The 25,335-nt window shown below is 57.2% G+C and carries 17 protein-coding genes; 12 read left to right on the top strand and 5 right to left on the bottom strand.

Features of this window, described 5'->3' with window-relative positions; all coding sequences use genetic code 11:
- Positions 1-41 precede the first annotated feature (41 nt).
- Entirely contained in the window at positions 42-170 is a 129-nt protein-coding gene (gene mntS, locus IM295_RS08555) for a manganase accumulation protein MntS (protein WP_014831181.1), read from the bottom strand.
- Between the two features lie 183 nt (positions 171-353).
- Between mntS and mntR the strand changes: the two genes are divergently transcribed.
- The 7 genes from mntR to iroN all read left to right on the top strand — a co-directional run bounded on the left by mntR (position 354) and on the right by iroN (position 9,884).
- Complete coding sequence (mntR, locus tag IM295_RS08550) at positions 354-827, top strand: manganese-binding transcriptional regulator MntR (protein WP_028012450.1); 474 nt, start codon at positions 354-356, stop codon at positions 825-827.
- Positions 824-1,933: an anion transporter gene (locus tag IM295_RS08545; protein ID WP_049136963.1), complete on the top strand. Its 1,110-nt coding sequence runs from the start codon at positions 824-826 to the stop codon at positions 1,931-1,933. Before mntR ends, IM295_RS08545 begins: the two co-directional genes overlap by 4 nt.
- A 101-nt stretch (positions 1,934-2,034) precedes the next feature.
- Positions 2,035-3,129 carry an HlyD family secretion protein gene (locus IM295_RS08540; RefSeq protein WP_193066544.1) on the top strand — a complete coding sequence of 365 codons (1,095 nt, stop codon included), beginning with the start codon at positions 2,035-2,037 and terminating at the stop codon, positions 3,127-3,129.
- Positions 3,126-4,697 (top strand): DHA2 family efflux MFS transporter permease subunit, encoded by a 1,572-nt coding sequence (locus IM295_RS08535; RefSeq protein WP_028012453.1) that lies wholly within the window; start codon positions 3,126-3,128, stop codon positions 4,695-4,697. The genes IM295_RS08540 and IM295_RS08535 overlap by 4 nt, the downstream gene beginning before the upstream one ends.
- The gene (locus IM295_RS08530; RefSeq protein ID WP_028012454.1) at positions 4,697-6,220 is read left to right on the top strand and encodes an efflux transporter outer membrane subunit; all 1,524 of its coding nucleotides are present in this window, start codon (positions 4,697-4,699) and stop codon (positions 6,218-6,220) included. The genes IM295_RS08535 and IM295_RS08530 overlap by 1 nt, the downstream gene beginning before the upstream one ends.
- Positions 6,221-6,322: 102 nt before the next feature.
- Positions 6,323-7,363 (top strand): aldo/keto reductase, encoded by a 1,041-nt coding sequence (locus IM295_RS08525; protein ID WP_193066543.1) that lies wholly within the window; start codon positions 6,323-6,325, stop codon positions 7,361-7,363.
- Positions 7,364-7,709: 346 nt separating this feature from the next.
- On the top strand, positions 7,710-9,884 hold the full coding sequence (gene iroN, locus IM295_RS08520; protein WP_193066542.1) for a siderophore salmochelin receptor IroN: 2,175 nt from the start codon (positions 7,710-7,712) through the stop codon (positions 9,882-9,884).
- A gap of 44 nt (positions 9,885-9,928) precedes the next feature.
- Here the strand turns inward: iroN and IM295_RS08515 are convergent, their stop codons facing one another.
- The 4 genes from IM295_RS08515 to iroB all read right to left on the bottom strand — a co-directional run bounded on the left by IM295_RS08515 (position 9,929) and on the right by iroB (position 17,216).
- The gene (locus tag IM295_RS08515) at positions 9,929-10,885 is read right to left on the bottom strand and encodes an alpha/beta hydrolase (protein WP_028012457.1); all 957 of its coding nucleotides are present in this window, start codon (positions 10,883-10,885) and stop codon (positions 9,929-9,931) included.
- A gap of 83 nt (positions 10,886-10,968) precedes the next feature.
- Complete coding sequence (locus IM295_RS08510) at positions 10,969-12,198, bottom strand: esterase family protein (protein ID WP_032102662.1); 1,230 nt, start codon at positions 12,196-12,198, stop codon at positions 10,969-10,971.
- 101 nt (positions 12,199-12,299) lie between these two features.
- Positions 12,300-15,959 carry a salmochelin/enterobactin export ABC transporter IroC gene (gene iroC, locus IM295_RS08505; RefSeq protein WP_193066541.1) on the bottom strand — a complete coding sequence of 1,220 codons (3,660 nt, stop codon included), beginning with the start codon at positions 15,957-15,959 and terminating at the stop codon, positions 12,300-12,302.
- A 141-nt stretch (positions 15,960-16,100) separates the two neighbouring features.
- On the bottom strand, positions 16,101-17,216 hold the full coding sequence (gene iroB / locus IM295_RS08500; RefSeq protein WP_017384908.1) for a salmochelin biosynthesis C-glycosyltransferase IroB: 1,116 nt from the start codon (positions 17,214-17,216) through the stop codon (positions 16,101-16,103).
- Between the two features lie 670 nt (positions 17,217-17,886).
- On the opposite strand from iroB, the gene IM295_RS08495 reads away from it, so the two are divergent.
- From IM295_RS08495 to IM295_RS08475, 5 genes are all read left to right on the top strand, one after another.
- A complete protein-coding gene (locus tag IM295_RS08495; protein ID WP_023303343.1) occupies positions 17,887-19,074 on the top strand; it encodes an efflux RND transporter periplasmic adaptor subunit in 1,188 nt (395 codons plus the stop codon).
- On the top strand, positions 19,071-21,011 hold the full coding sequence (locus tag IM295_RS08490; protein WP_192972089.1) for a MacB family efflux pump subunit: 1,941 nt from the start codon (positions 19,071-19,073) through the stop codon (positions 21,009-21,011). Before IM295_RS08495 ends, IM295_RS08490 begins: the two co-directional genes overlap by 4 nt.
- Before the next feature lie 3 nt (positions 21,012-21,014).
- On the top strand, positions 21,015-22,385 hold the full coding sequence (locus IM295_RS08485) for an efflux transporter outer membrane subunit (RefSeq protein ID WP_192972088.1): 1,371 nt from the start codon (positions 21,015-21,017) through the stop codon (positions 22,383-22,385).
- 184 nt (positions 22,386-22,569) lie between these two features.
- Positions 22,570-23,946, top strand: coding sequence for a glycoside hydrolase family 1 protein (locus IM295_RS08480; RefSeq protein ID WP_193066540.1), 1,377 nt, complete (start codon positions 22,570-22,572; stop codon positions 23,944-23,946).
- A gap of 51 nt (positions 23,947-23,997) precedes the next feature.
- A complete protein-coding gene (locus tag IM295_RS08475) occupies positions 23,998-25,320 on the top strand; it encodes a PTS sugar transporter subunit IIC (protein WP_048999183.1) in 1,323 nt (440 codons plus the stop codon).
- The last annotated feature ends 15 nt before the right edge of the window (positions 25,321-25,335 follow it).

The raw sequence follows: 25,335 nt of genomic DNA, 5'->3' as shown, positions 1-25,335 counted from the left end.
GAAGTGTGACAGAAAAATGAAGCGGCGTACCGCAACGCCGCTTAGTGGGAAGGTTTGTCGTCCTGATGCGGTTTGTTGTTAAACATATCGCACAGCATGTTCAACAGCATTAAGCGCACTTTAAAAGGAGAGTGGGTAAACACGGTCATGCACCTCTTGAATTCGTTCATGAGACCTCCTGATGTTTGATCCCTTCGATCCGTGAAGGGTGACTGCATTACATACAGATATAGCACAGGCTATATTGTATAGCTATGGCTATTTCGTTAATTTTTTGTGCTTGTGGAGGGATGGTTTACAATGTGCGCTCTCGATACCGGGCGCTGGAAGCGTCACCCCAATGAGGAAGTACAATGAACCGTCGCGCAGGTAAGCCAGCCATTAAAAAAACGACGCAACTGGTGAATGTTGAAGAACATGTCGAAGGTTTTCGCCAGGTCCGTGAAGCGCACCGGCGTGAACTGATTGATGATTATGTTGAACTGATTTCCGATCTGATCCGCGAGGTTGGGGAAGCGCGTCAGGTCGATATGGCCGCCAGGCTCGGGGTTTCGCAGCCGACGGTCGCTAAAATGTTAAAACGTCTGGCCTCGGTAGGCCTGATCGAAATGATCCCCTGGCGCGGCGTGTTTCTGACGCCGGAAGGGGAGAAGCTTGCGCAGGAGAGCCGCGAGCGCCATCAGCTTGTCGAGAACTTTTTGCTGGTGCTGGGCGTCAGCCCGGAAATTGCCCGTCGGGATGCGGAAGGAATGGAGCACCACGTTAGCGAAGAGACGCTGGTAAAGTTTCGCGAATTTACCCTTAAATATGGTCCCTCCGCTGAATGAAAATCCCTGGACTGCAGGCCCTCTCACGCGATCGTTTCTTCCATCTCTTATTAATCATTGGCGCCGGGTTAAGCCTGTTTGTGCCGTTTGCGCCACAGGCCTGGTCTGCGGCGATTGACTGGCGCACCATCATCACCCTGAGCGGGTTAATGATGCTGACCAAAGGGGTCGAGCTGAGCGGCTATTTTGACGTCCTGGGGCGTAAAATGGTGCGCCGTTTTGCCACCGAGCGCAGGCTGGCCCTGTTTATGGTCTTCTCCGCCGCGGTGCTGTCGACGTTTCTGACCAATGATGTGGCGCTGTTTATCATCGTGCCCCTCACGCTCACCCTGCGTAAGCTTTGCGAGATCCCGGTCAGCAGACTGATCATCTTTGAAGCGCTCGCCGTTAACGCCGGTTCTCTGTTGACGCCCATCGGCAACCCGCAAAATATTCTTCTCTGGGGACGTTCCGGTCTGTCATTCGCCGCCTTTACCTGGCAGATGGCGCCTCTGGCGCTGGTGATGATGCTGTCGCTGCTGGCGGTTTGCTGGTTCGCGTTTCCGGATAAAAAGCTGCAATACCATAGCGGGACCACGGGCCCGCAGTGGCAGCCGCGGCTGGTGTGGAGCTGCCTCGGATTATATATCGTCTTTCTGTTCGCCCTGGAGCTGAAGTATGAGCTGGCGGGCGTCCTGCTCGTCGCCGCGGGCTTTGTCGTGCTGGCGCGGCGCGTGCTGGTCAGCGTGGACTGGACGCTGCTGCTGGTCTTTATGGCGATGTTCATCGACGTGCATCTGCTTATTCAGCTTCCGGTGCTGCAAAACGTTCTGCACAGCGTCAGCACGCTGTCGCAGCCGGGGCTGTGGCTGACGGCGATTGGCCTGTCGCAGTTTATCAGCAACGTGCCTGCCACCATTCTGCTGCTTAACTACGTTCCGCCGGACACACTGCTGGCCTGGGCGGTGAACATCGGTGGGTTTGGGCTGCTGCCCGGCTCCCTGGCAAACCTGATCGCCCTGCGCATGGCCAACGACCGTCGCATCTGGTGGCGCTTCCACCTTTGGTCGATCCCGATGCTGCTCTGGGCTGCGGCGATCGGTTTCGGACTATTCCTTCTCATATAGTGCGCAATTTGTCAGTTTTTCCTGGCAAATGTATAGCAACGTCCTAGCTTTAGTGAACGGCATAGTGTGATGCCGCTCACTGACAGGACCGTTGCTGAATTATGGCAGAAGAACAAAATCCACCTGCTGACGAGCAGGATAAAAACAATAACGAGCGTAAACGCCCGGGCAAAAAACCGTTAATTATCCTTGGCATCGTGGTCATCGTGATGGTGATCGTGGCGCTGGTCTGGTGGTTTTTAACCCGCAACGAAGAGACGACCGACGACGCCTTTACCGACGGCGACGTGGTGACGATTGCCCCTAAAACGGCGGGCTACGTTACCGAGCTTCGCGTACGGGATAACCAGCGCGTGAAGAAAGGGGACGTGCTGGTGGTGATCGATCCGCGTGATACCACCGCCCAGCGCGATCAGGCTCAGGCTCAGCTTGGGCTGGCTATCGCGCAGCTGCATCAGGCCCAGGCGCAGCTGGCGCTCTCAAAAGTGCAGTATCCCGCCCAGCATGACGAAGCCAAAGCGCAGGTGCTGAAAGCGCAGGCCGATCTGGCGAACGCGCAGGCGGAGTACCGGCGCCAGCGCGGCGTCGACCCGCGCGCGACCACCCAGCAAAGTATTGATTCTGCGAACGCTCAGCTGCGCAGTGCCCAGGCTGGCCTTGCCAGCGCACAGGCGCAGCTGGAAGTGGCGGAGCAGGTACAGCTGCAAATCCGCCAGCAGGAGACCAACGTCGAAGCCCGCGAGCGTCAGGTCGAACAGGCCAAAGCGCAGCTGGAAACCGCGAATCTGAACCTCTCTTACACCGAAGTCCGCGCCCCGTTCGACGGCTTTGTCACCAAACGCAACGTGCAGCCCGGCACGCTGGTTCAGGCGGGCACCGCGCTGTTCTCGCTGGTCTCCCCGAACGTGTGGGTGGTGGCGAACTTTAAAGAGTCCCAGCTTGAGCGCATGAAGCCCGGCGATAAGGTTAGCGTCTCCGTGGATGCCTGGCCGGATATGGAGCTTGAAGGCCATATCGACAGCATCCAGCAGGGCAGCGGCTCGCGCTTCTCCGCCTTCCCGTCGGAAAACGCCACCGGTAACTTCGTGAAGATTGTTCAGCGCGTACCGGTAAAAATCGTCATTGATAAAGGTCTGGATCCGAACAAGCCGCTGCCGCTGGGGCTGTCGGTTGAACCGAAGGTCACCGTGGAATGACGGATCATAGCCACGATAACTGGAAGCCCGCCAGTAACCCGTGGGCGGTGGCGATTGTCGTCACCCTGGCGGTGTTCATGGAAATTCTGGACACCACCATCGTCAACGTCGCGCTGCCGCACGTGGCGGGGTCGCTCTCGGCCAGCTACGACGAATCCACCTGGGTACTGACAAGCTACCTGGTGGCGAACGGCATCGTGCTGCCCATCTCGGCGTTCCTGAGCCGGCTGTTTGGCCGCAAGCAGTTCTTCCTCATTTGCATCGTGATGTTCACCATCTGCTCGTTTCTGTGCGGCATCGCCACCGAGCTGTGGCAAATCATCCTGTTCCGCGTGATGCAGGGCTTCTTTGGCGGCGGGTTGCAGCCCACCCAGCAGTCGGTGCTGCTTGACTACTTCAAGCCGGAGGACAGGGGCAAAGCGTTTGGGCTTTCCTCCATTGCGATTATCGTCGCGCCGGTGCTCGGCCCGACGCTGGGGGGCTGGATCACCGACAACTACTCCTGGCGCTGGGTGTTCTTTATCAACATCCCGGTGGGGATTGTGACGGTGCTGGCGATCTACCAGCTGCTGGAAGATCCGCCGTGGGAGAGCAAATCAAAAGAGAAGCTGACCATCGACTGGACGGGGATCGGCCTGATCGCCCTCGGCCTTGGCTGTTTGCAGGTGATGCTCGACCGGGGCGAGGATGACGACTGGTTCTACTCGAACTTTATCCGCACCTTCGCGGTGCTGACGCTGGTCGGCATTATCGGCGCAATCTACTGGCTGATGTATGCCAAAAAGCCGGTGGTGGATCTGCACTGCATGAAGGACCGCAACTTCGCGATCTCCAGCCTGCTGATGGCTGGGATGGCGATGATCCTCTACGGCAGCTCGGTGGTGATCCCGCAGCTGGCGCAGCAGGATCTGGGCTATACCGCCACCTGGTCCGGGCTGGTGCTCTCGCCCGGCGCGGTGCTGATCGTGCTGACCATCCCGCTGGTGCTGAAGCTGATGCCGGTGGTGCAGACGCGCTGGATCATCGCCTTTGGCTTTACCTGCCTGGCGGTGTCGTTCTTCTGGTCGCGCACGCTGACGCCGGATATTGATTTCGAAACCCTGGTGCTGTTCCGCAGCGCCCAGTCGATTGGTCTGGGGTTCCTGTTTGTGCCGCTCACCACCATCGCCTTCATCTCGATACCGAGACGGCTCAACGCCGATGCGGCGGCGCTGTTTACCATGTTCCGCAACGTGGCGGGGTCCATCGGGATTTCACTCTCGACGGCGGCCATCACCGAGCGCGCGCAGGCGCACAGCGCACACCTTGCCTACCACGCCTCGCCGTTTAACGAGCAGTTCCAGCTGGCGATTCGCGAAAGCGCCCAGGCGATCCAGAACTTCACCACCCAGGTGGGCGATCCGACCGGGATTGCCACCGGGCGGATGTACCAGACGATGATCGAGCAGTCCCGCTTTTTGGCCTACATCGACGTCTTCACCATTCTGAGCGCCGTGGCCTTGCTATTGATTCCGTTTTGTTTGTTGCTCTCGCCGGTTAAGAGCGAGGGGAGTGCAGGAGCACACTGATGATACACAGACGTTTACACCCCCTGATGATAATGATGCTGCTGGTGGGCTGCGCCGTCGGGCCGGACTACCAGCAGCCTGCGCCACCCGCCGTTACGCACTGGAACGATAAGGGCGACAGCGCGGTAAAATCGCAAACCACCTCCGCCGCGACCAATCCGCGCTGGTGGAAAACCTTCGGCTCGCCGCAGCTCGACAGTCTGGTTGAACGCGCCATCGCCGGTAACCTGACGCTGCAGCAAACGGTGCTGCGCATTGCCGGGGCGCGTGAACAGATTAACCAGGCGGGCGGGGCATTTTTCCCGTCGGTGAACGGCAATCTGCAGGCGACGCGCCAGCAGCTCGGGCTGGAAGGGGAGCTAAAATCTCACGGCGTGTACGACCAGCTGGATAATGTCGACCCTGAACTCAGAGGCGCGCTGGGGCCGCTGACGCAGCCGATTAACCTTTATCAGGGCAGCTTCGACGCCCAGTGGGAAATCGACCTCTGGGGTAAGGTGCGCCGTCAGGTGGAAGCCGCCGAAGCGCAGCAGAAGGCCGCCATCGAACAGCGTAACGATGCGCTGGTGTCGCTGGAAGCGGAAGTGGCGCGGGCGTGGCTCCAGCTGCGCGGGGCGCAGAGCATTATCGCTACCCTGAACACCCAGATTAAAAGCGCGCAGCAGACGCTGGATCTGACCGAAAGCCGCCAGCGCGGCGGGCTGTCGCCGCAGATGGACGTGGAAAACGCCCGGGCGCAGCTGGGTAATCTTGAAGCCCAGCTGCCGCAGTATCAGGCCCAGGAACGCCAGGCGATGAACGGACTGGCTATTCTGCTCGGCAAGCCGCCGGGGGCGCTGGATAGCGAGCTGCAATCCGCGCAGCCAATGCCCGCGCTACCGGATATCGTGCAGACTGGTATACCGTCCACGCTGGCGCGCCGCCGTCCGGACGTGCGCGAAGCGGAGGCCAACCTTCATGCCGCCACGGCGCAGATTGGCGTCTCGGTGGCCGAGCTGTTCCCGAGCTTTACCCTCTCCGGACAGTTTGGCCTGCGCAACAGCGAATCCGGCTGGCTGACCGACTGGAGCAGCCACTTCTACAGCTTCGGCCCGCAGGTTTCCATTCCGATTTTCCAGGGTGGTCGGCTGGTCTCCAGCGTCAAGGTGGCGCGCGCGCAGCAGGGCGCTGCGGTACTGGACTATCGCCAGACGGTGCTCACCGCGCTTGGCGATGTCGAAAACGCGCTGGTGAGCTATCGCACCGACCAGCAGCGTGAGGCGGGCCTCGCGAAAACCATTGATGCCCTGCAAAACGCCTTTGACCTGGCGAGCGACAGCTATCGCCAGGGGATCGCCAGCTTTATCGACGTGCTGGACGCCCAGCGGCAGCTGGCTCAGGCCGAACAGCAGCGGGCGCAGGCGCAGGTACAAAGCGCTCTCGATCTGGTGGCGCTCTACAAGGCGCTCGGCGGCGGCTGGGAGCCGTATCAGCAGGTGCAGCTGCCGGACTACAGCGTCTTTGGCGACGCCCCGCGCGGATAAATTCAGAGGATTGGGCAATAAACGGACAGGAACGCCACATTCGCGATGGCTGAGGGGCGGGTATAACTATCGGGTACCCAATCGACATGCGAGGATTATCTTATGCGTTATCAAAAACTGGGCAACACCGGACTGTTCGTTTCTGAACTGTGCCTCGGCACCATGACCTTCGGCGGAGAAGGCGGCATGTGGGGCAAGATTGGTCAGCTTCAGCAAAGCGACGCCGAGCAGCTGGTGGGCCGCGCGCTGGACGCCGGGATCAATTTTATCGACACGGCAGATGTCTACTCGGAAGGGCGTTCAGAGGAGATCACCGGGCAGGCGCTGAAGAACCTGAAAATTCCGCGCGAAAACGTGGTCGTTGCCACCAAGGTGTTCGGTGAAACCGGCACAGCGGGGGTGAACTCGCGCGGTAGCTCGCGCTATCACATCATCAGCGGCGTGAAGGAGAGCCTGCGCCGCCTGCAGCTCGATCATATCGATCTCTATCAGCTGCACGGTTTCGACCCCGCGACCCCCATCGAGGAGACGCTTTACGCGCTGGATAATCTTGTGCAGCACGGTCACGTGCGCTATATCGGCGTCTCGAACTGGGCGGCATGGCAGATTGCCAAAGCGCTCGGCATCTCTGAGCGTCTGGGGCTGGCGCGTTTTGCCTCATTGCAGGCGTACTACACCATCGCCGGGCGTGACCTTGAGCGCGAACTGGTGCCGATGATGCAGAGCGAAGGCGTCGGGTTGATGGTATGGAGCCCGCTGGCGGGTGGTCTGCTGAGCGGAAAATACGATCGCGACGGGCAGAGCGCGGCCGGTAGTCGTCGCCTGGCGTTCGACTTCCCGCCAGTGGATAAAGATCGCGCCTTCGACTGCGTGGACGTGATGCGTACCATCGCCGAAAGTAAAGGCGTTTCCATGGCGCAAATCGCGCTGGCGTGGCTGCTGCACCAGAAAGCGGTGACCAGCGTCATCATCGGGGCGAAACGGGTCGATCAGTTGGATGACAACATTGCCGCAACCGGCATTCAGCTGAGCGATGATGAGCTGAAACAGCTGGATGCGGTCAGCGCGCTGCCGCGCGAGTATCCTGGCTGGATGCTGGAGCGCCAGGGCGAGTACCGTCGCAATCAGTTAGCGCAACAATAACCTTTCTTTCCCCGGTGGCGCTTGCGCTTACCGGGGCTGCGTTCCCTTGTAATGACATATTAACGTTATGTCACTACACGAAATACCAATGGGCTGTTCTCTTCTTCCGCTGTTTCAGTATGCCAGCTTTACGAACGCACAGGGCGGTACCCGGGAAGAATCACTCCGGGCCAATGCGTGCGTTTCATTAATGCGCGCATCCGTGTATTAAGGATTGCCTTAATCCTCTCCAAATGATATTAATTATCATTCTTATTATAAAAATAATGGCAGTTTAAAATATCTGGCAAGGATGTGAGCTTAACGATCGATCACTTTTACGTTAGGCATGTATTAGGGAATGGGTATGAGAATTATCAAGATCTTCTGGCCGCTCACTGCGCTCCTGGCAGGGTTGAACAGTCAGGTATCACTGGCAAAATCCTCCGATGATAACGACGAGACCCTGGTGGTGGAAGCCACCGCTGAGCAGGTACTCAAACAGCAGCCGGGCGTGTCGATTATTACCAGCGAAGATATTAAAAAGAACCCTCCGGTCAACGATCTCTCCGATATTATTCGCAAAATGCCCGGTGTCAATCTGACCGGCAACAGCGCCTCGGGTACACGTGGTAATAACCGCCAGATCGACATTCGCGGCATGGGGCCGGAGAACACCTTAATTTTAATTGATGGTATACCGGTGACGTCGCGCAACGCCGTGCGTTATAGCTGGCGTGGAGAGCGTGATACCCGCGGCGACACCAACTGGGTGCCACCGGAACAGGTTGAGCGTATTGAAGTGATCCGCGGCCCTGCGGCGGCACGCTACGGTTCGGGCGCAGCGGGCGGGGTGGTGAACATCATTACCAAACGCCCTACCAACGACTGGCACGGTTCGCTGTCGTTATACACCAACCAGCCGGAAAGCAGCGACGAAGGCGCTACGCGTCGCGCCAACTTCAGCCTTAGCGGGCCGCTGGCTGGCGATGCGCTGACCATGCGCCTGTTCGGAAACCTGAATAAAACCGATGCCGACAGCTGGGATATTAACTCCTCGGCCGGTACGAAAAACGCGGCCGGACATGAAGGGGTGCGCAACAAAGATATTAACGGCGTTGTCTCGTGGAAATTAAATCCGCAGCAAATTATCGATTTCGAAGCCGGATATAGCCGCCAGGGGAATATCTATGCAGGCGATACGCAAAACAGTTCTTCCAGTGCCGTCACTGAAAGCCTGGCGAAATCCGGCGAAGAGACGAACCGCCTGTACCGGCAGAATTATGGCATTACACATAATGGTATCTGGGACTGGGGTCAAAGCCGTTTTGGTGTCTATTACGAGAAAACCAATAACACCCGCATGAATGAAGGATTATCCGGCGGCGGTGAAGGGCGTATTTCGGCGGATGAAAAGTTCACGACCAATCGCCTGAGCTCCTGGCGAACCAGCGGCGAGCTTAATATTCCGCTGAATGCGCTGGTCGATCAAACGCTGACCGTGGGTGCGGAGTGGAGCCGAGATGAGCTCGACGATCCTTCCTCTACCAGCCTGACCGTGGATGACAGTGATATCGGCGGCATTTCTGGCTCGGCTGCGGATCGCAGCAGTAAAAACCATTCCCAAATCAGTGCGCTGTATATTGAAGATAATATTGAGCCGGTTCCCGGCACGAATATCATTCCCGGCCTGCGCTTTGATTATCTCAACGAGTCCGGCGGTAACTTCAGCCCCAGCCTGAACCTCTCGCAGGAATTGGGCGATTACTTCAAAGTCAAAGCGGGGATTGCCAGAACCTTTAAAGCACCAAACCTGTACCAATCCAGCGAAGGTTATCTGCTCTACTCGAAAGGCAACGGTTGTCCAAAAGATATTACATCGGGCGGCTGCTACCTGATCGGTAATAAAGATCTCGATCCGGAAATCAGCATCAATAAAGAAATTGGGCTGGAGTTCGCCTGGGAAGATTACCATGCCAGCGTGACCTACTTCCGCAATGACTACCAGAATAAGATCGTGGCCGGCGATAATGTTATCGGGCAAACCGCTTCCGGCGCATATATTCTCCAGTGGCAGAACGGCGGGAAAGCACTGGTGGACGGTATCGAAGCCAGCATGGCGTTCCCGCTGGTGAAAGATCGTCTGAACTGGAATACCAATGCCACCTGGATGATCACCTCGGAGCAAAAAGACACCGGTAACCCGCTGTCGATCATCCCGAAATACACCATTAATAACTCGCTTGACTGGACCATCACCCAGGCGTTCTCTGCCAGCGTCAACTGGACGTTATACGGCAGACAAAAACCGCGTACTCATTCGGAAACTCGTAGTGAAGATACTGGCGGTCTGTCAGGTAAAGAGCTGGGCGCTTATTCGCTGGTGGGGACGAACTTCAATTACGATATTAATAAAAATCTGCGTCTTAACGTTGGTGTCAGCAATATCTTAGATAAACAGATCTACCGATCTTCCGAAGGGGCGAATACCTATAACGAGCCTGGCCGGGCTTATTATGCCGGTGTTACCGCGTCATTTTGATCGTAGTGTTACAGGTATACTGCCCGCATCAAGGCGGGCAGTGTTTAGCGGCTTAATGAATGACAGCCTGCTGTGTTACCTGCGTTTTCACCACTGATATCTAACAGCGCTCCGCGGAAGGAGGCGTTGAACATCGGCCCGTGTCCCTGGTTTGGGAAATCCCAAAAGGCGGCATTGACGCCTTTATCTTCCAGCGTGGCGAGGGTGGCATGAATTTTCGTCAGCACTCCGGCAGCATGCGTTTCCCGGTTATCGCCCGGTGTCGCCGAACCTTCCATTATCATCAGGCGCCTGGCGCAGTGTTGCGACGGCTCAACCGCCGTGATGCGGCTCAGTAGCGCATCATGGCCTCTGCCCAACGACGGGCTGGCGCTGTAATACGTCCGGAAATAAGGGGAAGACAGCCATGCATCCAGCACGAACAGGCCGCCGTAGGAGTGCCCCCACAGGCCGCGACGCTGCCGATCGATATTCAATCCCTGTTCCACCTTTGGCGCTATACGCGTTTCCAGTAACTGGCGGAAGTCGTTGCTACCCCCACTCTTACGGTTAAAACGCCCGTTGCGGGTATCCGTTTTGCCGCTTTCTTCTGCTGGCGTATAGTCGTAGGCCCTGCCGTTGAGATCGAAGGGGAGGTTGGTCTGATACCCGACAGCCACAATCACCGGCGGTGATTTTTCTGCCAGCTGTTTGAGCAGGTCGTCGTTCAGGCGGTCCATAACTGCGTTGCCGTCGAGCATATATAAAATCGGGTAGCCCGACGCCGGTGCGGCTTTATTTGGCACGGCCGTCCATACCCGATAATGGCGGCTGCCATCGGCGGAGTCGAACGAGTTGACGCTGAAATGGTAAAACGCAGAGCCTTTATCGGCGATATTCGGCCCCAGTGGCTGCATATCCGGCTTTGCGAAAGCGTGCGCATTCCAGATAAGGGTGAGACCAGAAAGAAGAGTGACAAGCGCCTTGCGTGAGCGTGTTGGGCGATACTTGCGGGCATACATCTGATGTTTATTCCTTTTCCGCAGGTGACATTTTCTTTATTCAGGAAGCCTGTACAGTTGCCTGAAAGTGTTCGCGGGTCAAGTCAACCCTGGAGTAAACCAAGCCCGTCAATCAGTGCGCCGCGCCACCATGCGTAATCGTGACCCCCGGTATACATTGCGCAATGGCTGTCGACGCCAGCGGTAAGCAACTGCTGATGCAGCCGCTGAACGTGGGGTACCGTCGAACCTTCCAGCGATCCCACGCACAGGCGGATGCGCACGCCCTGCGGCGGGGCAGAAAGCAGATGTTCGCTCACCCATGACGAATCGGTTTCGCTGAACACGTTTGGCCGGCTGGCACCCTCTGGCGTCCACCACATCGAAGGGGAGTGGCTGAGCGCCAGCCCGAACGTTTCCGGTGCGTAACGAGCGGCCATGAGCGCGCTGACCCCGCCGAGGCTCTGTCCGGCCAGCACGGTGCGCGAACGGTCTGCCCACCGCCGCTGTGGGTGTTCGGCGCGGATCGTCGGCAACAACTGGCCGGCGATATCCTTTATCAGCTCGCTGCGCCCGCCGAGTATCGCAGTTCGCTCGTGTTCATCGATATTGTCGATGCCAAGTACAGCCACAGGCACGATGCGTCCGTTGTTTATGGCGGCGTCAATTGCCGCGCATACGCCAAGGTGATCGAACCAGGTTTCACCATCGGGCAGTACCACCAGGCCGAGGGGCTGCGAAACATCAACGTCCGGCAGATAGAGCCGAACCCGGCGCGATTCCCCGGCGAGAGTGCGCGCCGAGGTAAGCAATTGCCCGCTGGGTGACCCGCCGCGCCATTCGGACTGGGCGGGGGCTTTATCAAGCGCCAGCACCGACTCCTGTGTGCTTCCCCGAACGTTGATCCCCGGCGTTTTGTTTAGCGGATCGGCGTGCCCGACGAGGGTAGCAAAGCGGCCTCCGGACTGTGCAATCGTCTCGGCCGGGGTGCCGGGGGGGATTTCCACCAGCGAATAGGAGCCGCAGTAGCTTGCGGGTAAACGCAGTGTCAGAGTCCAGATATCCGTCGCGGGAAGGGCGGTCATCATCCCTTTCGCCACGTGCTCTTTATCCGTCACCCGATTCAGACGCAGATAAACGCCCTGTAGAGGGTGCCTGGCGCGCCATAGAAATGTCACATCACGCTCGTCTTTCGCTCCGTCGACTGGCGTCACCAGCGGTACATTTAGCGACTCAGCGTCTCGCCAGAAGTCAGAAAGGTTAGCAATGTGGCCTGCTGCCAGCTGGCTGCGCAGCCTGGCGATAGCAGAGGGATGTTGTTGCATGTTCAGCATTCACTCTCTTTGAATATGAAGGGTGTCAGTATAAATAGCTAAAGCGGCTATTCCGGGAACAGCCGCTTTAGCGCGTGTTTTGTAATGTCTTACGTGCGCAATTACTCTTCCACGATTTCCCCCGTGATGTCGTGCTGGCGATGGGGAACAGAGCTGCCGACGCTGTCATGCCACAAGCGGGTATAGAGGCCGCCGGCCGCTAACAGCTGTTCGTGGGTGCCGTATTCCGCAAGCTGCCCCTTATCGATAACGGCAATCAGATCGCAGCGCTGCGCGGTGGTCAGACGGTGCGCCACAATCAGCGCCAGGTGCTTCCCGGTGTGCGCGACGTCTGTTAACGATGACATCAATCGCTCTTCGGATGTGCGATCCAGGCGTGACGTGGCTTCATCGAGCAGCAGGATGTGAGCATTCGCCAGTTGTGCGCGGGCCAGCGCAATCAGCTGGCGCTGACCTGCGGACAGATCGGCACCGCCGTTATTCACCAGTGTCCGGAATCCCTGCGGCAGATTGCGCACCGTCTCATACAGCCCTGCCTGTTGAGAGGCAATCTCAACGTCGTCATTGGTACTGGATGGCCGTGAATAACGAATGTTTTCCGCGATATCACCACTAAACAACGCCACATCCTGATCGACCAGCCCAATCTGGCGACGGTAATCGGAAAGCGAGGCATCATCAATTATCCGATCGCCAATGCTGATCCTGCCGTGGGTGGGGGAATACAATCCGGCGATCAGCTTAATCAGCGTTGACTTACCCGCACCGCTGCGACCAACGACCGCGACGACCCTTCCCTCAGGGATTGTCAGGGTAAGTTTGTTCAGCGCGGGTTCAGGGCTGTCGGGATAACTGAACGTGACCTCATCAAGATGCAGCGCGCCGGTGGCGGGCGGTGCGGAAGAGGGCTCGATGTTCTCTGTGCCTTCGGTCGCCAGCAGTTCATTGATATGTTTGCCGCTGGCCGTCGCCTGCTGCCAGGCGTCGACAATTCCTGATAACTGCTGCACTGGCCCATAGAATTGCCCCAGCAGCAGGAAGAAAGCCGCCAGCACCCCGGCGGTCATTTCGCCTTCGGCGACCCGCGATGCACCCACCAGAAGAACGGCGGCATAGGAGGCCTCGGTGCAGAAGGTCAGGAACGGGAAATAGACGGCAAGGTATTTTTGCGCACGTACGCGGGTCGCACGGAACCGATCCGATAACGCGCGCAGCCGGGCGGCTTCCTGTTCCTGCTGGCCATGCGATTGCACAACGCGCAAGCCGGAGACTTTCTCCTGCAGGGTGCTGTTGACTTTGCCTATTTCCAGCCGCGCCTGCGCATAAGCAGGGGAGCTGAGGCGGCGATAAATCCAGGTTGCCAGTGCGACCACTGGCACCGCGCTTAATGCCGTCAGCGCCAGGAGCGGGTCGAGCCAGAACATGGCGGCGGCGATGGCGAACATTGTCACCAGGCTGGTGGCTGCACCGGCAAGGCCGTTTTGCAGAAAGCGGGCGAGAGAGTCCACATCTACGGTCATGCGGGTCAGACGCGAATCGACATGCTTTTCATGCCAGGGGAGACCAAGACGCAGCATATGGCCGAAGCTGCGCAAGCGCACCGTATGCTGGACTGACTCTGCCGCTCTGGCGGCGAAGACTGTCTGTAGTGAATAACAGCACCAGCTCACGGCCACCAGGCACAGGGCGAATAGGGCACAGAGGCCGATAGTCGACATATCGCCTGTGGCAACGCCGGAGTCAATGCCGCGCTGCAGCAGTATAAGTACCCCGACGCCTGCCGCCGAATCGAGGGCGATCAGCAGGGCGGCGATGACGAACATCCACGCCACGGGCTTCAGCAGCGACGTGACTTTGCGGCCTTTACCGGCCAGCGCCTGCTGTACTGCATTTTCCGGCACGCGCGTCATACGGGCGACAAAGCCTTTATCCCCCGTCTGCGCCGCATCGTCTTGTGCCGCTGGTACGGTCGGCCACAATCCGTTAGGCCCACTGTGGGAAGGCGTGAGGAAATCGCCGTCGCCGGTCATCAGCACGCGGAACGCCGGACAGCGCGCTTCAAGTTCTGCCTGGGTTCCGGTGTCCACCACCCGGCCCTTATCCAGCACCACAATCCGGCTGGCTAACTGAAGCGTCGAACGGCGTCGGGCAATCACCAGCAGCATATGCTTTTCGTCAGCATAGCGACTCAGCGCGGTGTTGATCTCCGCTTCAGTACCGGCATCGACCGCCGAGGTGGTGTCATCGAGGATCAACACTTCCGGCGCGGTAATGAGCGCCCGTGCCAGCGCGATTCGCTGCCTCTGTCCGCCGGAAAGATTCGTACCGCGTTCGGTTAATTGGGTATCGAAACCTTTCGGCAGGGCGTTGATAAAATCGCTGGCTCCTGCTGCCCTCGCCGCGAGGCGAATGTCGTCCGCCGTTGCCTGAGGGTGCCCGTAGGCGATATTTTCCGCCACCGAACCGGCAAACAGAAAAGCATCCTCAAACACAACGCCTACCCGACGACGAAGCGCCTCCAGCCTGAGATCGCGGAGGTTCTGTCGGCCTGCGCTGGTGTTGAGCCATATCTCTCCGGCGCTGGGATCGTAAAAACGCGCCAGCAGCATCAGCAGCGTGGATTTCCCGGAACCCGATGCGCCCACTACCGCCACCGTTTCACCGGCGTGCAGGGAAAAGGAGACATCGCTGAGGATGCGTCTGCCGCCACGGTACTCGAAGCTCATATTCTCCAGTTGCAGCCCGATAACCTGACCGTTAACCGCCTCCGTCCCGTCTTCCATCTGCGAACGGGTGTCGATCAGAGCAAACACGCGCTCCACGGACGCCTGGGTGCGCTGGGCGATAACCAGAAACGATGCCAGTACACGGGTTGGCCCGGTCAGCATCGCGAGGAAGCTGGCAAACGCCACGAAGGTGCCGAGATCGATGCGACCGTGCATAACCGACCAGCCGCCGTAGCACAGCAGGACGATTTGCCCGAGCACCGGTAGCGCCAGCATGGTGGCACCTGGCATCGCCTGCGAGATGGCCGCGCCGATGCGTACCCGCACCATCTGCCGCGACTGGCGATCCAGCCAGCGCGTTTCACGCAGCTCCGCCACGCAGGATTTTACCACTGAGATCTGCGCCAGCACCTCGCGCATATGTTCGGTGAGATTTGCCAGTCGGTCCGAGGCCAGCCCGGTTTGCGCGAAGACCCGGCGACGCGCGCGCAGCGCAGTGATAGCCAGGCATGCCAGTACGCACACGACGATGAGCGTCATGGCGGGTGACATCCACAGCATCACGGCAATGCCGGCAATGTAATAAGTGAACACCGCCAGCGGCACCGGGCACATCTGTAGCAGGGTATGCACCTGCTGCAGATCGCTGTTGGTCCGTGAAATCACCTGCCCGGTGCGCAGTGCGTCCTGGCCTGCGCCGTCAAGTTTTTGAATACTGTCGAATGCCCGTCCTCGCAGGGTGTGCTGCACCCAGAGCGAGAGCTCCCCGGCATAACCGCGGCGCACGTAGTTACCGATGAAATCAAAAAAGGCAATCAGCAATAGCCCGCAGGCCAGCCACGGCAGACGAGTCGGATTGCCCGCCAGCGCGTCGTTCACCGCTTGCCTTGTCAGCAACGGCGTCAGCGCGGCCAGCAGAATGGTCGAGACCGACGCTACCACTACGATGATGCTAAGTTTCTTACGTTCCCAGCACACGCGTGCCAGGCGAACTATCCAGGACCGCGCAGGAGTGGGAGAGTGAGTCGCAGGCATTAAGCCTCCTCCGTCTGTAAAAAATAGGATCCAAGTCGGATCGCTGTGCAAAAAAAAGCGCCAGCCCGATCCGGTCCCGCATTGTTACGGGCGTATCTCCTGGATGTGTGCTGGCGTATGATCGTCATGACGGCGTAGTGGCTACCCTTTCTGTACCCTCGCGATCAGGCTTTTCGCCACCTCGCTCGGACAGGGTTGCGCTGCCATTTCCGCCGCTACCTCTTCAGAGGCGTCGCGAAGCGCGCGATTGTCGAGGAAAGCATTGATCATGCTGCTCGACAGGCCGTCGTCGCCGGGGATGATCCCGCAGCCGCGTTCGACAACAGCGCGGGCATTTACCGGGCGATCGGCACCCTGGCCGAAGACGATCTGTGGAATACCGGCGTGCAGCGCCGTCAGGGTATTGCCCGCGCCACCATGATGAATGAAGCCATCTGCGCCGTTCAGGAAGGCTCCCATGGGTATCCAGTCGACCAGGCGAACATTTGAGGGCAGTGAGCGCAGATCCGACCGCGCATTGGCCGAAAGATGCAGGATGATCTCGGCATCGACTTCACTGGCGGAATCCATCACCCAGGCGATCAGGTCAAGGCCGTCGACCATCGGTTTGACGGTACCGAGACTCACCAGCAGACGTTTACGGTCGGGCGTCCTCTCCCACCACGGTTCCCACACCGCGCCGCCGTTGTACGGGACGTACTGCATGGGAATAATGGGTTCTCCGTCGTTTTCAAGAATGCTCATGCTCGGTGGTGTTACGTCGATCCAGGCCATATCGCGCGGTGCGGCCCCAACGCCGTGGCGATGATAGGCGTCCGCGAGCGAACGCGTTACGCCTTTGATATGCCAGGGCGTATGGCCGAAGCCGACGGTTTGCATTACGACCGGTATATCGTATTTGGCGGCAATCAGAGGCCCGATGACCCCGAGCGGCGGGTAGATGATGAGATCGGGCCGCCAGTGTCCGGCAAACTCCACCAGGTGGTCGGCCATCTCTTCGCTGAAGAATGAGAAGTTGCCCATTTTTGTGCCGATGTTGCTTTCTTTTCGCTGTGCCTCGCGGCGGCGATAGTCAGCTTCAGAATCAAAACCGGGTGCGGCGTCAAATACCACCAGCCCTGCTTCTGCCGCTTTTTGGGCGAATTTTCCTCCGCTGGCGATCAGCACTTCATGGCCGTTAACGCGAAACGCCTGTGCCAGAGACAGCACAGGATACAGCAGCCCATAGAGAGGCGGGCCTACAAACAAAATACGCATGAGAAAATCCCTCTCCGCTTGACGAACTAAATCAGGAAGTCGACGCAGTCATATGCCAGCAGCAGGACGTTAATTTTCGTTAAGCCTGCTTTGACAGACGCTGCGTCCTTTTTGAGTTTCATCAGCCTTACGAACGGTCCTGTCGCTGACTATTCCGTGACGTAGGCTGGTGAATCGGGAATTCCTTGTCCCGGCTTCCATTAACGCTTACGCGCCGTTGTCCTTTTGAACAGCCCAGGCGGCGTCGTGCTGCCACGCCGCGGTGTTCAGATGCATTTGTTGAGTGTGAGACCGTTCAACAAACCTGGAGAGGCTTGTTTCCTGAGACCTCTGTATACCTTGCCAGACAAACCATCAGTGCAAATGCTAATGATAATAATTACTATTATCATATGTGAGTTGCAACTATAATTAAGCACTTAATGCACAATGAATCGATTATGGGAAAAATCGCAGGTGGGGCTCAGCAAAAGGGGACTCTGTGGATTTAGGCACAAAATCCCACGCTTGCGGCGGTTTACAGGCGGACCTGGTGATTCTGTGTAATTGATGGCGGGGGTCTACGATGACGCTACTTCACCAAATAGCGCGGGTTTAACTCCCGTAAATACTGGCGATGTTACTATGATGCCTGATTCACTGCTGTTTATCGTTATGGAAAACCTGCGTAATGTTAACAAAATTCCCTCCCCGACGCGTAATGACCTGTGCTGCGGCTCTGCTAATTATTTTTAGCATCGCCTTGTTCTTCTTCCTGAGAAGCCCCGAGGTTCCTGAGTATGTTACCGCTCCAGTACGCATCGGCGATATTGAAAACGCCGTACTTGCTACCGGTCGAATTGATGCGATTGAGCGGGTCAACGTTGGGGCACAGGTTTCTGGCCAGGTTAAGTCGCTGAAGGTGAAGTTAGGCGATCGTGTCACTAAAGGGCAGCTCATCGCTGAAATTGATGACGTGCCGCAGCGGAATGATTTACGCAACGCAGAAGCTGCTCTCAACGTGGTAAAAGCGGACCTTCAGGCTAAGCAGGCGCAGTTGAAGCAAGCCTCATTGCGTTTTAAGCGCCAGCGCCAGATGTTAAATGAGGATGCCAGCTCGAGAGAAGATTTCGAAACGGCTGAAACCACGCTGGCCAGTACCCGCGCTGAGCTATCGGCACTGAACGCCAAACTCGTCCAGGCGCAAATTGATGTCGACAAGAAAAAGGTCGATTTGGGTTATACAAAAGTTGTTGCTCCCATGGACGGCATTGTTATTGCCGTTGTCACCCAACAGGGCCAAACGGTTAACTCCAGCCAAAGTGCGCCGACCATTATCAAACTCGCACGTCTGGACGTGATGACAATTAAAGCCCAGATCTCTGAGGCGGATATCACGCGAATTTCACCGGGACAGAAAGCCAGATTCACCATTTTCTCTGAGCCGGATAAGCATTATGACGCCACGTTACGTACCGTTGAACTGGCACCTGAGTCGGTTATGAAAGATGATAGCCTTGCCAGCAGTAGCTCAGCCTCAGGGTCAGGCACGTCAAATGCTTCGGTGTACTACAACGCGCTGCTGGATGTCCCCAATCCAGAAAATCGGCTGCGAATTGCCATGACAGCACAGGTGACCTTGCTGGCTGGAGAAGCTAAAAATACGTTACTGGTGCCGATTCAGGCTGTGCACAAGGTGAGTGGCAACAAACAGCAGGTGCAGATATTGACCAGTGATAACCGGCTGGAAACCCGTGAGGTCAAAACCGGCATTACTAACAGTGTGGATATCCAGATCCTGGACGGTGTAAAAGTCGGGGAACATGTTGTGTTATCGCAGCCGGGTGAAAAAGCGCCCGGGGAAGGGTTTGTATCTTGAGTAATATCATAGAACTCAAGGGCATCAGCCGCACTTACAGGAACGGTGGACAGGATCTCACCGTGCTTAAAGGGATTGATTTGACTATCGCTGCTGGGGAGATGGTCGCGATCATCGGCGCCTCCGGTTCCGGTAAGTCAACCCTGATGAATATTATGGGCTGTCTCGATGTCCCTGATTGTGGCGATTACTTTATCAGCGGTCAAAATGCCGCCCAGCTTTCACCTGACGATCTGGCAAGGATCCGCCGTGAGCACATCGGTTTTATCTTCCAGCGTTATCATTTAATGCCCGACCTGAGCGCGTTAAGTAACGTTGAAATTCCGGCGATTTATGCCAACAGTGAGCGCGAAAAGCGCCGTCTGCGCGCGGCGACATTGCTTGGAAGACTCGGGCTGGAAGGTCGTGAACATCATAAGCCGGGAGAGCTTTCAGGCGGCCAGCAGCAGCGTGTGAGTATTGCCCGCTCGCTGATTAACGGCGGTGAAATCATTCTGGCGGATGAACCCACCGGCGCGCTGGATACGCAGTCCGGTCAGGAGGTACTGTCAATACTCAGTGAACTGAATCAGCGTGGCCATACCGTGGTTATGGTGACACATGATATGAAGGTAGCGCAGCATGCTAACCGTATTATTGAGCTGCGTGACGGTGAAATTATTTCTGATACCGGCAGTCGTGTTACCTCCGGGGTTGCCCTTAAACGACCTGACAGCGTTCAGCAAAGCTGGTGGCAAAGTATTGTTGACCGTACCCGTGAATCCCTGCACATGGCGTTAAAAGCGATGAATGCGCATCGCCTGCGCACGACGTTAACCATGACGGGCATTATTTTTGGTATCGCCGCGGTTGTTACGGTGGTGGCACTGGGAGAAGGCGCGAAACAGCGAACCCTTGATAATATCAAGGAGCTTGGAACCAACGTGGTGAGCATCTACCCGGGAAGGGATTTCTTTGACGACAGCACTGAAGCCATTCGTACACTGGTCCCGGCAGACGCCGAAGCATTAGCAAAGCAGGGGTTTGTTGACAGCGTCAGCCCCGAAGTTAACGCTTCCGACAACATTCGCTTTCTGGGTAAATCCGCTACCGCCACGATCAATGGCGTTGGGCGCGATCATTTTCGCGTAAACGGTATTGAACTGTTGCAGGGATCAACTTTCCAGGACGATCGAAATGCCTCGCAGGAAGTCATCATTGATGAAAACGCCCGCAAGGCGTTATTTGACGATGCGGGACTCAAGGCACTTGGGCAAATCGTTTTTCTGGGTTCCGTGCCTGCACGGGTTGTCGGCATCGCCAAAGGGAACAGCCGAAGCTATGCGCCTAATCGCATTAACGTCTGGATGCCTTACAGCACGGTGATGTATCGAATGACAGGAAAACCGGTGTTGACCAGCATCAGCGTAAGGCTTAAGGATGATGTTGCCAACGAGGCAGCGGTCAGCGCTATTTCTCAGCTTCTCACTCAACGCCACGGCGTGAAAGACTTCCAGCTTTATAATTTCGAGCAGATTCGACAATCAATCGAACGGACCTCAATGACCTTTAGCATCCTGATTCTGATGGTGGCCTGCATCTCGCTGATGATCGGCAGCATTGGGGTGATGAATATCATGCTGGTGTCGGTCACGGAACGGACCCATGAGATTGGCGTACGAATGGCGGTCGGTGCGCGTCAGGGCGATATCATGCAGCAGTTTATGATTGAGGCTGTGCTGGTATGTCTAATAGGCGGAGTGTTAGGTATTGCACTGTCGTATGCCGCCGGAGGGCTGTTCACCGCGCTGGCAGGGGGCATTTTCACCGCCATTTATTCGTGGCAGGCCGCTGCTGCCGCATTCTTCTGCTCAACTTTAATCGGCATGATCTTTGGTTATCTCCCTGCCCGCAAGGCAGCAAGGATGGATCCGGTCGTTTCACTGGCCAGCGAGTAACCCATGAAAATATTATCCCCTTTAACGGTATGCCTTGCTGTCCTGCTTAGTGCTGGCTGCGCCGACTCTCTGAAAAGCGACTATCAGCCTCCTGAGGTGAAATACCCTGCCAACTGGTATCAGGCGGATGCTGCGGAGGAGAGGATGCCGTTCGACTGGCAGGCCTTTAACGATCCAGACCTCGACGGCTGGCTGCGGCAGGTGATGGTGCGCAATAACGATGTCGCTGGAGCAGTATTGCGTGTTTATCGCGCCCGCCTGGAAGAAGAGCGGATTGGCATCACAAACGATCCGGGACTAAAAGGTTCGCTCGCGCTTGACGGTAAAAAACAGCTGAACAGCTCAGCCAACTGGAGCAGGGGCAGCGTTGCCAGTATTAATACCAGCTATGAGCTGGATCTGTGGGGCAAAATAGCGCGGCAGCGCGATGCGAAGGCGTGGGCACGTTTTGCCTCGGAAGAGGATCTGCGTTCTGCACGCCTGACGCTGCTTTCAAATGCCAGTAATAATTACTGGCGCTTAGGCTTTATTAACCAGCAGCTGTCTGTCCTGCAACAAAGCATCAACTATGCAAAAGAGACGCTGCGCCTGGCTAACGCGCGTTATGCCGCGGGCGGTGCCTCCTCTCTGGATGTTGTGGATGCTCAGCAGGGCGTGCTTTCGCAGGAAAACAGGCTGGCGGCGTTGAAGAATGAACGTTTACAGGCGCTCAATCAGCAAGCCGTTTTGCTTGGAACCGCGCCGGGCAGCGCGATAGTCGAACCGAAAGCGTTACCAATGGGACCACTGCCGCAGGTCAGTGGAAAGATCCCGGTCAACGTGCTGCGGCATCGACCCGATATCAGCGCTAAAGAGTGGCGGGTACGGGAAGCATTGGCCACCGTTGATGTACAGCGTACTGCATTTTATCCAGCGTTTAGTCTGACCGGCTCGCTTGGCACCAGCAGCAGCAGCCTTATGGCCTTCCTGGAAAATCCTGTAGGCTCTGTTGGAGCAAACCTGACCCTGCCGTTCCTGGAATGGAGAGAAAGGGGCATGGACGTGAAGATTGCCCGCAACGACTACGAGCAACGGGTTCTGGAGTTTAAACAGGAACTTTACAAGGCGATGAGTAGCATAGAAGATGCGCTTGCTTTGCGTCATCAACTCCTGGAACAGGAGACGCTTCTACGTGAAGGCCTGGAACTGGCGAAAAAATCAGAGAGGCTAAACGAAGTTCGCTATCGCCAGGGCGCGGTGCGAATTTCTTTCTGGCTTGATGCTCAGGAGAAACGCCGTCAGGCTGAACTGGCACTGTATGAAAATCGCTTTAACCAGTTAAATAATCTGGCAAAAATCTATATGGAGTTCGGCGGTTCGGTATCTTTTCCCTGAATTGCGCAGACTCATTTACGTCTGGCAGCAATAGGACTTGCTGCCAGGGCGCAGTTCGCAAGACATCCCTCGTCATTATTCAAACCCATCTCACAAAAATCGTTCCTCCCCTTTGATCGAAATTTCATCTCCGACTATATGACTAGTCATATCATTTAAATGACTAGTCATATAGGAGGCAACCATGAATCAATCACTGCCAGCCAACTTCTTATGGGGCAACTCGGTGTCGAGCATGCAGACGGAAGGGGCCTGGAATGAGGGCGGAAAGGGGATGTCGGTGTACGACATTCGCGAAGCTGGAGAAAACATCTCCGACTGGAAAGTGGCCACCGACTCCTACCACCGCCACCGGGAAGATTTCGACCTGATGCAGGATCTGGGCATGAACTGCTACCGCTTCCAGATCTCCTGGAGCCGCGTCTGCCCGCAGGGCGACGGCGCGTTCAACGACGAGGGCATCGCCTTTTACGACCGCTTTATTGACGATCTCATCGCCCGCGGCATCGAGCCGATGGTCTGCCTCTACCACTTCGACATGCCGCTGGCGCTGGCGCAGGAGTACAACGGCTTCAACGATCGCCGCGTGGTGGAGGCTTTTATCCGCTACGGCAAAAAGATGATCGACTGCTTCGGCGACCGGGTAAAGTACTGGCTGACCTTTAACGAGCAGAACATCTTCCATATGCCGGAAGCGTTCCGCATTTCCGGCTATATGAAAGGCGAGAAAACCCTGCGCGAGCTGTATGAGCTTCAGCACCATGCGATGATGGCGCACATGTCGCTGACCGAATACCTGCACCAGACTAAGCCAGGCCAGCTAATGGGCGGCATGCTGGCGCACCAGCTGATCTATCCGGCCACCTGCAAGCCGCGCGATATCTTCTGCGCCCAGCAGTATGACGAATTCCTCAACCAGAACCTGCTGCGCGTCTTTGCAGGCCAGGGCTACAGCCCGGCGGTGATGGCGGTGGTAGAGCAGGAGGGCTTCGGTGATATCTATCGCGCCGACGATCTCGCTCTGTTTGCCCGCACGAAAAACGACTTTATGGCCTTCAGCTACTATGCCAGCAAAACGCTGGACAGCGATGCGATCCCGGAAGGCACGCCGGTCAACTATTACCTGCTGCACGGTGAGAAAAATAACCCCTACCTGAAAGCCACCGAGTGGAACTGGCAGATTGACCCGCTCGGTTTTCGCACCATCATCACGCGTTATGCCAACGACTGGCGCATGCCGGTCTTCCCGATTGAAAACGGTATTGGGGTGATTGAGTCCTGGGACGGGGTTAACCCGATTGAGGACACCTACCGCATCGACTACCACCGGGCGCATATCGAGGCCATGAAGGAAGCCATGTTCGAGGATGGCGCAGAGGTCATTGGCTATCTCGGCTGGGGGTTAATTGACATTCTCAGCTCTCAGGGTGACATGCGTAAGCGCTACGGCGTGGTCTACGTCAACCGCGAGAATCATGACCTGAAAGACCTTAAGCGCGTGCCGAAGAAGAGCTACGCGTGGTTAAAACAGGTTATCCATACCAACGGACGCGAGATGTAAGCCGTACGCTGCCGGGCCGTTTTTGTGACTGATTGATGGGAACACTCCGCTATGTCTGAAACAAAAATCACACCGCACATGCAGTCCTTTGTCGATAAATTTGTTGAGTTCTCGGCGCGCCTGGCAAACCAGGTGCACCTGCGATCCCTGCGCGACGCCTTCGCCACGGTGATGCCGATTTTCATCCTCGCCGGTCTGGCGGTGCTGGTGAACAACGTGGTGTTCCCGTGGATTTTTGAGGGCGACACGCTCACACAGTTTAAGGTGTGGGGCGAGGCGATTATTAACGGCACGCTGAACATCGCCGCGCTGCTGCTGGCGCCGATGATTGCCTGGTCGCTGGCGCGCAACAAAGATTTCGACAATCCGGTCTCGGCAGTGGTTATCGCCGTCAGCAGCTTTATCATCATGATGCCGATGCGCTTACAGGTTACGCCCGTTGGCAGCGACGCTGCGGTCAGCGTGACGCAGGTGCTGACGTTCGCCAATATCGGCTCCACCGGGATTTTCGCCGGGGTGCTGATTGGCCTGCTCTCCACCGAGCTGTTCATCGCCATTTCGCGGCTGAAGGCGCTGCACATTTCGCTGGGGGAAAACGTACCCCCGGCGGTGAGCAAATCCTTTACCGCGCTGATCCCAACCATTCTTACCTTGTCGGTGTTCGCCGTGCTGGCGGCGCTGCTGGCAAACGTGCTGCATACGGATCTGATCCATCTCATCACGACCTTTATCCAGCAGCCGCTGCGGCTGATCAACACCAGCCTGCCGGGGACGATTTTCATCTACAGCTTCGGCAACTTCCTGTTCACGCTCGGCATTCATCAGTCGGTGGTCAACAGCGTGGTGCTGGAGCCGTTTCTACTGATTAACACCAACGAGAACATGCTGGCCTTCGCCAACGGACAGCCCATCCCGCACATCATCAACAACATCTTTGTGCCGACGTTTGGCATGGTGGGCGGTACGGGCAGCACGATCTCGCTGCTGATCGCCATCTTTATCTTCTCGCGGCAACAATCGGCGAAGCAGGTGGCGCGTCTGTCGCTGGCACCGGGCCTGTTTAATATCAACGAGCCGGTGATTTTCGGCCTGCCGATCGTCTTTAACCTGCCGCTGATGATCCCGTTTGTGCTGCTGCCCGCCATCGGCATTTACTTCGCCTGGCTCTGCACCACGCTGGGGTTAATGTCCCGCTGCGTGGTGATGATCCCCTGGACCACGCCGCCGATCCTCAGCGCCTGGCTGGCGACGGCGGGGGACTGGCGCGCCGTGGTGGTCCAGTTGGCAATCATCGTATTTGGTGTATTCTTCTACCTGCCTTTCCTCAAAATTGCCGAGCGAGTGGCCTTGAAAAACAGCGGGATAGAAAACTAACAGAAAGGAAGGACG

Source organism: Enterobacter cloacae complex sp. P14RS (genome assembly GCF_014895895.1).
In the GTDB taxonomy this organism is placed as follows: domain Bacteria; phylum Pseudomonadota; class Gammaproteobacteria; order Enterobacterales; family Enterobacteriaceae; genus Enterobacter; species Enterobacter bugandensis.
This window is presented reverse-complemented; position numbering and strand designations above follow the sequence as displayed.

What these genes read in the sequence shown, in the direction of transcription:
- mntS (WP_014831181.1), bottom strand. Translation starts at nt 170, where the DNA reads ATGAACGAATTCAAGAGGTGCATGACCGTGTTTACCCACTCTCCTTTT.
- mntR (WP_028012450.1), top strand. Translation starts at nt 354, where the DNA reads ATGAACCGTCGCGCAGGTAAGCCAGCCATTAAAAAAACGACGCAACTG.
- IM295_RS08545 (WP_049136963.1), top strand. Translation starts at nt 824, where the DNA reads ATGAAAATCCCTGGACTGCAGGCCCTCTCACGCGATCGTTTCTTCCAT.
- IM295_RS08540 (WP_193066544.1), top strand. Translation starts at nt 2,035, where the DNA reads ATGGCAGAAGAACAAAATCCACCTGCTGACGAGCAGGATAAAAACAAT.
- IM295_RS08535 (WP_028012453.1), top strand. Translation starts at nt 3,126, where the DNA reads ATGACGGATCATAGCCACGATAACTGGAAGCCCGCCAGTAACCCGTGG.
- IM295_RS08530 (WP_028012454.1), top strand. Translation starts at nt 4,697, where the DNA reads ATGATACACAGACGTTTACACCCCCTGATGATAATGATGCTGCTGGTG.
- IM295_RS08525 (WP_193066543.1), top strand. Translation starts at nt 6,323, where the DNA reads ATGCGTTATCAAAAACTGGGCAACACCGGACTGTTCGTTTCTGAACTG.
- iroN (WP_193066542.1), top strand. Translation starts at nt 7,710, where the DNA reads ATGAGAATTATCAAGATCTTCTGGCCGCTCACTGCGCTCCTGGCAGGG.
- IM295_RS08515 (WP_028012457.1), bottom strand. Translation starts at nt 10,885, where the DNA reads ATGTATGCCCGCAAGTATCGCCCAACACGCTCACGCAAGGCGCTTGTC.
- IM295_RS08510 (WP_032102662.1), bottom strand. Translation starts at nt 12,198, where the DNA reads ATGCTGAACATGCAACAACATCCCTCTGCTATCGCCAGGCTGCGCAGC.
- iroC (WP_193066541.1), bottom strand. Translation starts at nt 15,959, where the DNA reads ATGCCTGCGACTCACTCTCCCACTCCTGCGCGGTCCTGGATAGTTCGC.
- iroB (WP_017384908.1), bottom strand. Translation starts at nt 17,216, where the DNA reads ATGCGTATTTTGTTTGTAGGCCCGCCTCTCTATGGGCTGCTGTATCCT.
- IM295_RS08495 (WP_023303343.1), top strand. Translation starts at nt 17,887, where the DNA reads ATGTTAACAAAATTCCCTCCCCGACGCGTAATGACCTGTGCTGCGGCT.
- IM295_RS08485 (WP_192972088.1), top strand. Translation starts at nt 21,015, where the DNA reads ATGAAAATATTATCCCCTTTAACGGTATGCCTTGCTGTCCTGCTTAGT.
- IM295_RS08480 (WP_193066540.1), top strand. Translation starts at nt 22,570, where the DNA reads ATGAATCAATCACTGCCAGCCAACTTCTTATGGGGCAACTCGGTGTCG.
- IM295_RS08475 (WP_048999183.1), top strand. Translation starts at nt 23,998, where the DNA reads ATGTCTGAAACAAAAATCACACCGCACATGCAGTCCTTTGTCGATAAA.